The following is a 12,731-nucleotide window of genomic DNA, read 5'->3' on the forward strand; positions in this document are numbered from 1 at the left end:
TTAGAGTTTTATTCGAATAATCATAACCTAAATTTTTCATAAAGTTGTCTTATTTTCATTAATATAGATACATTATGTATCACTACTTCACAACCTCTTAATAAACCGCCCACCTCTACTTCAATAGATTCCCGCAACAAAAAACGGCTGCGGCTCTTATTCAGAGCGCAGCCGTTGTACCATTACGGTCATCAAGCTTTCGGGCACTATCTGGTGCTCCAACTTTGAGCCCTGCCCGCATTCCTAACTTATATCCGATGTACTTGCTCGCGTTCTCAAGGAAAAGACGAATGAACAGTCCGAACTTGCGTTCCCGGCATATGGCGGCAATCTGAGCACGCAGCATGCCCGCTCCCGCCTTCTCTGCCTTCGCTCTCACCGCAATCCATGGATGCTGGCCGATCGATACGCCGTTGTCATAAAACCTTCTATACAACTTACGCAGTGTGAAGTTATGCGAGTGAACGACCTTCGCCTCCGCAACATAAGCAATTAGCCCACCTTGCAGCATGCACCTAGCAGAAAACAACAGATCCTCGTTGAACATGACAGGTTCATCAAATCCGCCCATATGGACAAAAGTCTCCCTCCGCATAGCGGAGCAGACATTGGAACAGAAAAAAGCTTTGATGCCCAACCGTTGTACATCCCGTTCCGACTTCAACATCGATTCCGCAGGATAATTCAACTCCCTGGACGAGCGCTCCAGCAGATTCGCATCCTCGCGGGGCAACTGCCTTGCATAGGCATAGGCAACCTCCTTGGCTGCCAATGGCCGGACTAAGGACTCTAACATAAATGAATCGGCGGGCATTGCGTCCTGTGTCATAAAGACTAGTAGATCGCCTGTCGAAGCGTTTGCCGCCCGATTGCGCGCTCCGCCATGATCGAACTCCGACTGCGGTATCGAGATGACAGCAGCCCCTTCTGCTCGTGCAACGTCTGCCGTTCCATCCGTCGACGAAGAATCAATTACGATGATTTCATTCGGAGGTACGCTCTGTCCACGCAAGCTCTTAAGCAACTCGCTGAATTCCGGTCCTGCATTCCAGGTCGGGATTATAACGGACAATCGAGCCGTCTCTCCCCGCTCCTCAGTACGCATTCTTATTCACAAATCCTTTCACGATCGTCCTGCCGATAATTCGAATGTCAAACAAGAAGGTCCAATTCTCCAAATAGAACAAATCGTGTACGATCCGCTCTTCAATTGATGTATCTCCCCGAAGACCGTTCGTCTGCGCCCATCCGGTTATGCCCGGACGAACATGGTGCTTGACCATATATTTCGGCACTTGCTCTTTGAACTGTTCAACGAAGAACGGCCGCTCCGGCCTAGGACCTACGACGCTCATCTGTCCCATCAGCACGTTAAAGAACTGAGGCAGCTCATCCAAGCTAGTCCGCCGGATGAACGACCCGAACGCGGTTCGGCGAGGATCGTTTTCTACCGTCCATTGTGTGTCTGACACTTTTGCAACTGATTGACGCATCGAGCGAAACTTGTACATGTAGAACGGCTTGCGACCATAACCGATTCTCTCTTGCTTAAATATGACCGGACCCGGCGAGGTCAGCTTGACTCCAACTGCAACAGCTAGCAATATCGGCGATAAAAGGATAATGGCAGCAGATGCGAACAATACATCAAACGTTCGTTTAAGCAGCCGATTGCTAAACTCATCTAACGGAATATCCCTAACGTTAATAAGAGGCATACCAGCGAAGTTGTCAAAGAATGGCCGTGCCGGCAGCACATCGAAGTAATCCGGAATGATAAGTGCTTTAACGCCCGCTTTATCACACGTCTCAATGAGACTTGCATATTTGGCGTGCGCCTCGAGCGGTAGCGCAACAATCACTTCGTCGATGGACGAATTGAATGCCAGCGTCTCTTCCAAGCTGTCGAGAGGCCCCATGATCTTAACGTCACCCGAATGATTATGCGGTTGATCATCCAGAAACCCGAACACCTCGTAACCGAGCTCCGGACGGTTCAGCAGACGCTCTTGAAACCGCTGGCCGACAGTTCCCGCACCTAGAATGAGCACATATCTCTTGTTATAACCTTGGCTGCGTGCCCAAGCCAAAATATTTTTGACCATGAGGCGGTAACCGACCGCCCCTGTCACCGCGATCCCGAAGAAGATAACCAAGAACTCCCGCGATATATGCTCTTCCTTAGCGATATACAGCAAGCTAAGAACAAGCAGTCCGCTCAATCCGTTAGCCTGTACAATCTTTAACACATCATAGGAGAAGCTTTTGCGCCTGCGCGGCGTATAGTAGCCGACGTAGAAACCAATCACAACGGCTGCGAAAGCATATATGGTACCCCATATGAAATAACTCTTAAATGGCAGCGTTGAATAGTGGACTAACCATCCGCTTGAAAATTTAATCCAATAGGCCAATAGAAACGCAAGCAGTGCACAACATAGATCCGCAAGCATATACACTTGCGTTAAAAACCGTTGGTTTTGTCGAATCAAATTCTCCGACTCCATTCCATAAGTCTCTAGCTCTTTCTTAAATTCTATTCTATCATTCACATTACCGAAAACCAATTTCAATAATAGGCAACGAGTTTTAATAGAACTTCTTCATCCATCATATATCGTTTCGACTCGTTTCTACAATGCATTGTAGTTTAAACCTTTACTAAATTTATTGGCAGCACATTTCCCCGCACTAAAAAAAGCGCATAAGCACCCGTTATCATCATCCAGGTGCGAATGCGCAATTGTAACCAGTAAAACAACCAGCAGCTATACTCGATGCAAGTAATCCTTCAGCGCTTCGCGCCAATTCCGCATCGGCGTCAATCCATTAACCCGGATTGCACAATGATCCATAACCGAGAAGGCAGGACGTGGCGCCGGACGAGGAAACTCAGCCGTCGTACATGGCTCCGTATGGACCAGCATCCCTTGTTCCTCGAAGATCGCGACAGCGAACTCATACCAAGAACACGTGCCGCTGTTGGAAGCATGGTAAATGCCGTAAGCATCTGTATGCACAAGCTCCAGCAACATAGCTGCAAGATCCCATGTATATGTCGGCGAGCCAATCTGATCCTGCACGACCTTGACTGCCCCGCGCTCCGCTCCGACCTTCAGCATCGTCTTCACGAAATTAGCTCCGTATGGACCATATACCCAGGATGTCCGAACGATAAAGTACCGGTCATGCAGCGTGCTGACCAATTGCTCTCCGGCCAACTTCGACTTTCCATATATGGTGCGCGGCTTCGGAATATCATATTCGTTATAAGGCACTTCCGATGTACCGTCGAATACGTAGTCCGTGCTGACATAAGCAAGTTTAGCCCCAACCTCGCGTGCGGCCACCGCAATATTGCGCGTTCCTGCCGCATTCACCCGGAAAGATCCGTCAATATCAGTCTCCGCCTGATCGACAGCAGTATAAGCAGCGCAATGAATGACGGCATGCGGCTGGAACGACTGAATCACCGTCCGGCATTGTTCTAGATCGGTTATGTCCAGCTCACTCCGCCCAAATCCACGTATTTCGAGTTGTTCTGCGCCTGGACCATCCCACAATGCAAGCTCCCGGCCAAGCTGTCCGTTAGCTCCCGTAACAAGAATTCTTAGCCGCTCTCCCGACGCGCGAGTCATGCTTTATCTCCTAGACGATCTCCGTACTGCTTCGAATAGTAATGTAGGTAACCTCCGCTAATGACGCCATTCATCCACGCCTGATTGTTCAAGTACCAGCGAATTGTTTCCCGAATGCCGCTCTCGTAATCGTGTTTAGGCGCCCAACCGAGTTCGTTACGAATTTTGTCCGCATCAATTGCGTACCTTCGATCATGCCCGAGCCGATCCCCTATGTACGTAATGAGCGACTCCGGTTTGCCAAGCTCTGCAAGAATGGTACCCACCACTTGAACGTTTGTCCGCTCGTTGCGGCCTCCGACGTTATATACCTCACCATTGCGGCCTCCGCGAATGACAAGATCAATAGCGCTGCAGTGATCCTCTACATACAGCCAATCACGCACATTCAATCCATCGCCGTATACAGGAAGAGGCTTATCGTTAAGAGCATTATGAATCATAAGAGGAATAAGCTTCTCCGGGAACTGGTACGGACCGTAGTTGTTCGAGCAGCGTGTAATATTGACCGACAGCCCAAACGTCTCGTGATAAGCACGAACAAGCAGGTCGGCTCCCGCTTTGCTCGCCGAATAAGGACTATTAGGAGCGAGTGGCGTATCCTCTGTGAAGAGCCCGGTATCACCTAACGTGCCGTACACCTCGTCAGTAGATACTTGAACGAACTTGCCGACGTTATATTGCTTCGCAAGATCAAGCAGCGTCTGCGTGCCAAGAATATTGGTCCGCACAAAAATATCCGGATGCAGGATGCTGCGGTCTACGTGCGATTCCGCTGCGAAGTTCGCCACTACGTCAATGCCTTCGGCGAACAATGGCTCCAATGCTGCACGGTCGGCAATATCCGCTTTGACGAACCGATAGTTGGCGTTGCCTTCTACAGACGTCAAATTTTCCAGATTACCTGCATACGTTAGGGCGTCTACGTTAATAATCGTGACGTCTGTATATTTGTTCAACATATAGATGACGAAGTTACTGCCGATAAAGCCAGCACCGCCCGTTACTAATAGCTTCATTCCATTCACCCTTTGTACTCGAAATTAATGTCGGCATCCGCCAGAACCGGGTGCTTACCATCCTTATCCGACAGAACAGGGGTGTTCGTCGGCCAATCGATTCCGAGCGCCGGGTCATTCCAAGCGATGCCGCGGTCATTCTCGGGCGAATAATACTCATCCACCTTATATTGCACTTCACAGTTTGGCACCAGCGTACAGAAGCCATGCGCAAATCCTTGAGGGACAAGCAACTGCCTTTTATTATCCGCAGACAATATAAAGCCCTGCCATTGACCGAACGTCGGCGAGCCGCGCCGAATGTCGACCACAACGTCATAGATCGCACCGGCCGTCACTCTAACCAGCTTGGTCTGAGCTTTCGGATTAAGTTGATAATGCATACCTCGCAGCACCCCCGCCTCGGCAGACAACGAATGATTGTCCTGCACGAACCGATGCGTAATGCCATGCTCCGCGAATCGTTGCTCGTTATAACTTTCCGAGAAGAAGCCTCGCCGGTCGCCGAATACCGCCGGTTCGATCAATTTAACATCAGGCAGCTTCGTGTCGAATATTTTCATGAGTTATTAGTCACCTCTAAATTATTACGCTCCATGTTCAAAGCGCAGTAAAACTACGGTTAAGATCTTCACTTTACGGCAGTTGATCCTACAGTTTAAGCTTTCCGAATTCTTCACTGAACAAAATGTCTTTCGCAAGTTCGTTCGCTTTCGTAAGCGAAGCGTGAGTGCCCGCATCCGTCCACCAACCTTGCAATATATCATATGTCAGATTGCCGGAAGAGATATAGGCATTGTTAACGTCTGTAATCTCTAATTCCCCCCTGCCCGAAGGCACAAGGGTGCGAACGATCTCAAATACGCGGTTGTCATACATATAGATGCCTGTTACCGCATATGTGCTCTTCGGCTCCGACGGCTTCTCCTCGATCGAGACGATGCGGTCTCCCGACAACTCCGGCACGCCATAACGCTGCGGATCGTGAACCTCTTGTATAAGAATTTTAGCTCCGTGCTGTTGTTTTTTGAAATTCGAAACATATGGGGTAATGGAGTCGGAAAACACGTTGTCGCCGAGTATAACCAGCATTTGATCTTCCCCAACGAATTGCTCTGCTAAACCTAGCGCTTGAGCGATTCCTCCTGCCTCATCTTGCACCTTATACGTAAATTCAACCTGCATGTCGCTGCCGCTGCCGAGCAGACCAACAACGTCTCCCATGTGCTCCTTGCCTGTAACGATCAGAATGTTCGTAATGCCGGCCTCTTTCATTTTGGCAACGGAATGATAAATCATCGGATATTTGCCGACCGGAAGCAAATGTTTATTCGTAACCTTGGTCAGCGGGTATAAGCGAGAGCCCGTGCCTCCTGCAAGTATTATGCCCTTCATATAATCGCTTCCTTTATATTTTTTTCTTCTTTAGCTGTAAGCTTCTCTTCTCAACGTAATTCCATGACAGAATCGATAAAATGAGCGTAATTGGAGCGGCAATTATAAAATTGTACATCGGCGTTACATGATCTTTCAAAACATAGGAAACGATCTGTTGAACCGGGAATGCATAAATATACATCCCATAAGAAAAGTCTCCTCTTTCTTGAAGCGTCTTGAATAGCTTGGATATCCCGAGTCCTAAGAAAAAGATCAGATAGGTGCCGCAAAAGATAAATGCCAACTTATAATGATCGGTCCACGTAAACAACCACAATAAAGCAACAGACAGAAGGGCCGCATACTTGTTGAGCTTGATTTCCCTTCTGAACAAATAAACGATCATTCCCATACCGAAATACTTAAACAGTTCAAAGTATTGAAAAACCGCTTCACCCGGATTTAGCTTGAGGGAAATCACTAATACAATTACAAACAACGGAACTAGTACACTCTTCTTCAACAATTTGAGCGATCCCAGAACGGCTACAACCATGTAGAAGAACAGCTCGTACCACAACGTCCATAAGGAACCATTGACTGCGTTAGGATAAGGATTATGCTCAAAAACTCCCGGCAAGCTGTACTGCATATTTACGAGCATGAACGACTCTAAATATCTCAATGTCGCAGGATTTAGAAGATAGGTTCTGCCATCAACAGTTGTTAGGATTGGCCCTAGTACGAATACCGTCAGCAAAATCAATACAATTAATGCAGGATAAATCCTTAAGATCCGATTCCTGAAATACTCGAAAATATTAGCGCTGCGCTCATAACTAAAGGTAATCAGAAAGCCACTAATGATAAAGAAAATACTTACGCCAAGTCCGCCGAATGTCTCTTGTCCATTCGTGAGCTTAGAAAATGGTTCAGAGGCATTTGAACCAAGCGTTAAGGGATAAGAATGTGAGAATATAACCAGCGCAGCTGCCAAAAGTCTAATTATATCGAAATTATTTTCTCGGCTTGTAAAACGATCCGCAATGCTTCCGCCAATGATCTTCATCTCATCTTCCTCTTAACTTTTTCTGAATGCACGTGTTAGTTTCCAACTCTTTGAATTCTGCGCATTAAAAATGAACTCATCCAGCTCTTTCTCACCAGCGCTGAATATATCCGGCACACACGTTCTCTTTCCTAGAAGCCGCTTAACTAACCGCATCGGCTTCGTAATATTCCAGGAATTAGAGGTAAGTATTAAATGGGCAATCTTTCTTTTACTAACCAACTCATCATTAACAAGTATACCCGAGTCATTCGATGCGCCTTGGGAATACATACCGACCAGCGCAGATAACCTCTTCACATTACCAGGCGGCATAATGAAGAATTGGCTGTTGAACTTATTCTGAACGTAACGGTAATTATCTTCCCACTCCTGTTGATTATGCAGCGACTGTGAACTCGTGCCCTTGATCCACCATCTGTATATGTTAGTGACGACAGGAGTACTCGCTACGCCGCAAATAAAGGCTGATCGAACAATAAAATCCCAGTCTTCAATCGTATTGATAGATTCATCGAATCTCAGACCAAAGTCATGGAATAGCGATCTAGGGAAAGCCAAGCATAATCCTGGACACTGATTATGATGAAGCATCGTAATATAATCGAATTCTGCTGGATAATCGTTCAAGAAGCCTGAGACAGCTCTAGAAGTTTTATTGCCGTAAGACGTTTCTACTGTCTCGTACTCTTGTCTTACAGACACCGATTTTAATATCTTCCCGTAATTCGTGACCGACAGTTTCTTAAATTCGTCCACCCAATTACTGAACACAATATCGTCATCATCCAAGATCGAAATATACTGACCCTCAGCCTGCTGAAAACCAACGTTCAACGGGGTTGAGCGGTTTCCTCTGTCGACTCTTATCAATCGGACCTTCGACCGCATCCAATCGGGCAAGTCATTGATTATGCCCTCCACGACCAATTGCTTGTCGACGGACAATTTATGCCCTACAACAAGCACTTCAAAATCCGTACATTCTTGGCCCGTTAAGCAAAGTAAAACTTCTTTCAGCTCTTGCGGCCTGTCTCCCACCGTTCTCGTAATAATCGATAGAAACGGTCTTTGTTTCGAGTGATTATCCGCACTTTGCACACCATGGCTTGCAATAAACAATCGAACAAATTGATTCACTTTTCCGTTTTCTTTCATCCCTTTTCTTAGGCCTAACAGCAACTGGCGCAAGGAGGACTGATCGGCAAGTGTCAACAGTTCTTTCGGGAAATATTGATCGCTCTTTTCAAGCACAACGTCCTGCTGGCCGATTTGATGCAATCCATATTTTTGGGAGATGGCGGCCAATTTCTCTTCGGTAAAAATATTGATATGAGTCTCATCCAGCAACCCCGTACTAGTCTCATTAAATTTGTTACATAGCAACTTCAGTACGATGTCGTCATGAGCAAAGTTCGGTACACTAATAACAACCGGCGCATTATATTGTTTGGAAAGCGCAGCGATCGTTTGAAAAACATCTTCAGCATTAACGACGTGCTCCAGCGTATCCAGTATCGATATGGAAGCAACCTTCCGGTTACCGATTAGATTCTGAATGAACCGAATATTCTCTTCGCAACCAGCCAATTGAAATTGATAGGCCTCTGTTCCCTCTTCACTTAAATGCTTAACGGCATCCGGATCCGCATCAATGCCCACGTAATGCAATTGAAAGGCATTCTTAAGTTCGCGGCTAATGGCTCCCCATCCGCACCCAATATCAAGGTGAATGCCTTCTTTCGGAAAATCGAACCGACTCAACAGATTTACGGCATGTCCGTAAACATTGTCTACCGCATATTCAAACTGATAAGGGTATTCATCAATACTCTTTTTCTTCACAATGAAAACCTCATCTTCCCGTAATTGTTATTGATGAACTCACCTATTTTATGATCGGGATCGACCTGCTGAGGCAACTTCCCTTCCGATTTCAACTTCCTGAAATGCTCAGCAGCCTTCTTGTAGTAGCTGATATTGGAATTATCGAAGTATGCGAGTATGTTCGAAAGGATGTCGGACCTCGACCACTTATATGCCATCAGAATGCCGGCCTCAGCGGAGTAATAATCCTCCGCATCACTAGTCTGCCAAGCTGCATTGTTCGACAACGTTTTGTCATGAAATGCTACTGCAGATGGCTGGAATATCACTTTATACCCTTGAAGCCGAATCATCCATGAAAAATCAACGTCATCACAGTACAAGAAGAATGTATCCGCATCAAAGCCGTTTACTTTCTCGAAGACAGGTCTTGGTATAAGGACGCACGCAGTAGAGGCCCAACTCGTCTCGCCCGTTTTAGGGTTGTACGCTTTGGGATGCTCTATCGGCATTTGCCTCGCCTCCACTATGCCTACCTTATGATTAGGCTCAGCGTAAGGTTTAGCTAATTGCAATATCGTATCAGGAGCAAGCAAAATATCCGGGTTAATAATCATGATGTAGTCGGTATCCGTAAGGCTGGCCAACAGGTTATGGCCACGCGCCGACCCCAAATTCGATCCGAAATAATGATATCGAATTTTAACGTATTCCCCGAACTCTGCGTTCAGCTCTTCAATTTCTTGCTCATTGAATACCGGATTCTGAGATCCGTCCCCATAATAGACGGTAACCTCATCGAATAATCGCTGGTTAATTGCAAAATCCACTGCCCTTGCAATGCTCTTAATCGATCGAATAATCCGTTGCGGTTCGTTGTGGTACAATACCGATTGAATCTGCAAACTCCTGTTTTGAATCATATAGGATTCTCCCTATTCATTGGTGATATTGATTAGTTCTCGATTTGGCTGTCAATCCAATCGCACAACAGGTGCATTCCTTCGTGAACAGAAACATTCGGAACCCAATTCAACTGTTTCAATGTATCTGAAATATCCGCTTGCGCATGCCTTACATCACCATTCCGGTACTTCCCGCATACTTCCGGACTTGGCGCGTTGTACCGTTCCGCGATCAGCTCAGCCACTTCTTTTATCGTCGCCCCATAACCGCTGCCAATGTCGAACGTCTGGCCGTTCGCTTTCTCATTCAACATCACTTCGAATATTGCGCGCGCAACATCCGTAATGAAAACAAAGTCTCTAATCATCATGCCGTCTTCGTAAAGCGGGATGCTCTGCTTTTGTTTCGCCAAGCGGACAAACAGATTGACGATCCCGGTATATGAATTAATAAGAGATTGGCCCGGACCGTAAACGTTCTGGAGACGTAGAATGGTGTAATCAACGTCATATGATTTACACCAGCAAGCGATCAGTTGCTCTTGCGTCAGCTTAGTCGCTCCATAAATGCTCGTCGGCATCGGATTTACATTATTGCTATTCATAGGAAGAAACGCTGCGCCTGGGAAATCCCATTCACCGCGTACCAGTTGTTCGTTGCTTCTTTGTCCCGGATAAACTTCCGCTCCGTCTTCCGTCTTCCATTTCCCTTCGCCGTATACTGCCCTGCTGCTCGACAATACAATCTTATCAGGCATCACATTATGACGAACCAGCGCATCAAGCATCTGCGTTGTGCCTACGACATTAACATTCGCATGGCGGGTACTTTCCGTTAGAGATTGCCCCGTGCCCGTCTCTGCCGCCAGATGCAGAATAATATTCGGCTTCCACTTGGACAACAAATCATCCCACGTCGAAGGATCTGTAACATCAGCTACAACCAGGTTAGCCTTGGAGGACATGCGCTCCGGCTTCTGATTCGATTTATGAATTTGCGGATGCAGGTTATCTACGATGATAATATGCTCAAACGTTTCTTCGATCAGCTTCGATACTTCGCAACCGATAAATCCGGCGCCTCCAGTAATAAGACAAGTTTTCATGTTCGCTGCTCCTTAGGAATGATTTATTTTGTTCAACATCTTTGATGCCGCACGGTAGAAGTAATATAGCCATTTATTTTTGCTTTTCATTGAATTGAGTTTGTTTTGCCCCAATAGATCCATCACATCGTTTGCCACTTCATATCCGTTCACCCGTGAGTAGTACTTTTTCTGCTTCTCTCGTACATAAGCTATTGCGGAATCCAGCACTTGCTGGCGAGATTGGACTTGGGCTGAATGATAGGGAACCCGGTACATTGAAGTCGTTTTGTCTACCGCTCGAAAATCCGTCTCAAGCGCCAGTCTCATCCAGAAATCCCAATCTTCCAGCGCATCCATCTTCTCATCGAAGTAGATCTTATCCTTCACAAGTTCCTTTTTGAACATCACACATTGAATGGGAAGATAATTCTGGTACATCAGCTTTAACCGATTAAATCCGTTATTAAAAACTACTTTATACTCATGATTGATCTTTCTTCGGTCAGCCATGTACTCTGTAGGAACCTCGAAAGCAACCGCGTACACAACGTCATGCGTACGATGTGATAATTCATTCACCAGTACTTCTACGTGGTCAGGAAACAGTAAATCATCATCATCAAGAAAATTCAAAAATGGTCCTTTGGCTGCATCCATCGCAAGGTTCGCGGCCTTGGAACGGCCAACTTTTTGATCTGTGCTTAAATAAACGATATGAAGATCACAGAACTCTTCTTGAATCAGCTTTTCTGATACACGGCCTCCATCCTCTACTACAACCACTTCAATGTTCTTGTACGTTTGATTACGGATACTTGTCAAAGCCTCTCGCAATATATCGACTCTGCCTATTGTCCGTACCAATATGCTGACTAACGGTTTATAATCCACCTGAATAAAATTTGTATAGAATCCGCCTGTTCGGGCCACTTCATAATCCCACCCGGCAAACGTCGGCTTCAGCTTCTTAAGACGCCAACTGAAAAAGCTAGGCACTTTGAACAGATTTCGGAGATAGGCTGCAGTAAGCTTCTTACGGGAAACATGCGCACCATTCCCGCGCAACAAGATATATAGAAATTTAATATGCCAGAATGATACATGAAGAAATGAGCCGTATCTTACTCTCAAATTAAGATTATTAATTAAGCTGTATATAAATTGCCGCGGCTTAATTTCATTTTTTTCACTATAAGAATAATGATAAACAATGCAACTCGGCATGTATAATAAACGATACCCTTTAGCACGTATCCTCCAGCTCAGATCAACATCTTCCGCATACATGAAAATAGAGGAATCGAATCCCCCCACCTCTTGAAAAACAGCTCGTCTGATAATGAACGCAGCACCGGATATCCAACTCGTCGACAAAGTAAGCGGATCGTACAGTTTGGGATGTTCATAAGGAAACTGTCTGAGTTCCCATGCAGCTACATCATTGTCACTTCGCTCAATCACATCAGAAGCATTAGCCAATGCCTCTTCGGTTATTTCCGTATCCACATTTAGAAAAAAGATGAATTCGGACTTACCGGCATTAGCGCCTATATTATTCGCCGCTCCAAATCCAACATTCCTTTTATTGGAGATGATTCGCATGCTCCCGAAAACATCTTGTCGCCTCTTCATCTCTTGTTCCAGCTTCTCCGTTGTCAAATCCGAGGAGCCGTTATCAACAAAAAACAGATTCAAATTATGCTTGGGATAACGAACACGCGATAAACTATCGAGGCATCCCTCAATCCACGATGCAGAATTGTACGTTACGATAATAATGTCTAGCTCCACCAACTAACCTCCCCTCT

General features: G+C 46.1%; 11 protein-coding genes. All 11 read right to left on the minus strand.

The window, feature by feature from the left end:
• Nucleotides 1-160: 160 nt before the first annotated feature.
• Nucleotides 161-1,072 (minus strand): glycosyltransferase family 2 protein, encoded by a 912-nt coding sequence (locus tag PKO01S_RS14035; RefSeq protein ID WP_246070575.1) that lies wholly within the window; start codon nt 1,070-1,072, stop codon nt 161-163.
• A 22-nt stretch (nt 1,073-1,094) separates the two neighbouring features.
• Nucleotides 1,095-2,492: an undecaprenyl-phosphate glucose phosphotransferase gene (locus PKO01S_RS14040; RefSeq protein ID WP_127531977.1), complete on the minus strand. Its 1,398-nt coding sequence runs from the start codon at nt 2,490-2,492 to the stop codon at nt 1,095-1,097.
• 276 nt (nt 2,493-2,768) lie between these two features.
• The gene (gene rfbD, locus PKO01S_RS14045) at nt 2,769-3,638 is read right to left on the minus strand and encodes a dTDP-4-dehydrorhamnose reductase (RefSeq protein ID WP_127531978.1); all 870 of its coding nucleotides are present in this window, start codon (nt 3,636-3,638) and stop codon (nt 2,769-2,771) included.
• On the minus strand, nt 3,635-4,657 hold the full coding sequence (gene rfbB / locus PKO01S_RS14050) for a dTDP-glucose 4,6-dehydratase (protein WP_127531979.1): 1,023 nt from the start codon (nt 4,655-4,657) through the stop codon (nt 3,635-3,637). The genes rfbD and rfbB overlap by 4 nt, the downstream gene beginning before the upstream one ends.
• A 5-nt stretch (nt 4,658-4,662) precedes the next feature.
• The gene (rfbC, locus tag PKO01S_RS14055; protein WP_127531980.1) at nt 4,663-5,220 is read right to left on the minus strand and encodes a dTDP-4-dehydrorhamnose 3,5-epimerase; all 558 of its coding nucleotides are present in this window, start codon (nt 5,218-5,220) and stop codon (nt 4,663-4,665) included.
• 88 nt (nt 5,221-5,308) lie between these two features.
• Nucleotides 5,309-6,052, minus strand: coding sequence for a sugar phosphate nucleotidyltransferase (locus PKO01S_RS14060; RefSeq protein ID WP_127531981.1), 744 nt, complete (start codon nt 6,050-6,052; stop codon nt 5,309-5,311).
• 13 nt (nt 6,053-6,065) lie between these two features.
• The gene (locus PKO01S_RS14065) at nt 6,066-7,103 is read right to left on the minus strand and encodes an acyltransferase family protein (RefSeq protein ID WP_127531982.1); all 1,038 of its coding nucleotides are present in this window, start codon (nt 7,101-7,103) and stop codon (nt 6,066-6,068) included.
• Between the two features lie 12 nt (nt 7,104-7,115).
• Nucleotides 7,116-8,948: a methyltransferase domain-containing protein gene (locus PKO01S_RS14070; RefSeq protein ID WP_127531983.1), complete on the minus strand. Its 1,833-nt coding sequence runs from the start codon at nt 8,946-8,948 to the stop codon at nt 7,116-7,118.
• Entirely contained in the window at nt 8,945-9,853 is a 909-nt protein-coding gene (locus PKO01S_RS14075; RefSeq protein ID WP_127531984.1) for a glycosyltransferase, read from the minus strand. Before PKO01S_RS14075 ends, PKO01S_RS14070 begins: the two co-directional genes overlap by 4 nt.
• A 32-nt stretch (nt 9,854-9,885) precedes the next feature.
• The gene (locus tag PKO01S_RS14080) at nt 9,886-10,941 is read right to left on the minus strand and encodes an NAD-dependent epimerase/dehydratase family protein (RefSeq protein ID WP_127531985.1); all 1,056 of its coding nucleotides are present in this window, start codon (nt 10,939-10,941) and stop codon (nt 9,886-9,888) included.
• Between the two features lie 12 nt (nt 10,942-10,953).
• A complete protein-coding gene (locus tag PKO01S_RS14085) occupies nt 10,954-12,714 on the minus strand; it encodes a glycosyltransferase family 2 protein (RefSeq protein ID WP_164779606.1) in 1,761 nt (586 codons plus the stop codon).
• Nucleotides 12,715-12,731: the final 17 nt, after the last annotated feature.

Origin of the sequence: Paenibacillus kobensis NBRC 15729, from assembly GCF_004000825.1 — a bacterium.
Classification (GTDB): domain Bacteria; phylum Bacillota; class Bacilli; order Paenibacillales; family Paenibacillaceae; genus Paenibacillus_T; species Paenibacillus_T kobensis.

Coding starts and splice junctions, on each gene's coding strand:
- rfbD (WP_127531978.1), bottom strand. CDS start 3,638: ATGACTCGCGCGTCGGGAGAGCGGCTAAGAATTCTTGTTACGGGAGCT.
- rfbB (WP_127531979.1), bottom strand. CDS start 4,657: ATGAAGCTATTAGTAACGGGCGGTGCTGGCTTTATCGGCAGTAACTTC.
- rfbC (WP_127531980.1), bottom strand. CDS start 5,220: ATGAAAATATTCGACACGAAGCTGCCTGATGTTAAATTGATCGAACCG.
- PKO01S_RS14060 (WP_127531981.1), bottom strand. CDS start 6,052: ATGAAGGGCATAATACTTGCAGGAGGCACGGGCTCTCGCTTATACCCG.
- PKO01S_RS14065 (WP_127531982.1), bottom strand. CDS start 7,103: ATGAAGATCATTGGCGGAAGCATTGCGGATCGTTTTACAAGCCGAGAA.
- PKO01S_RS14075 (WP_127531984.1), bottom strand. CDS start 9,853: ATGATTCAAAACAGGAGTTTGCAGATTCAATCGGTATTGTACCACAAC.
- PKO01S_RS14080 (WP_127531985.1), bottom strand. CDS start 10,941: ATGAAAACTTGTCTTATTACTGGAGGCGCCGGATTTATCGGTTGCGAA.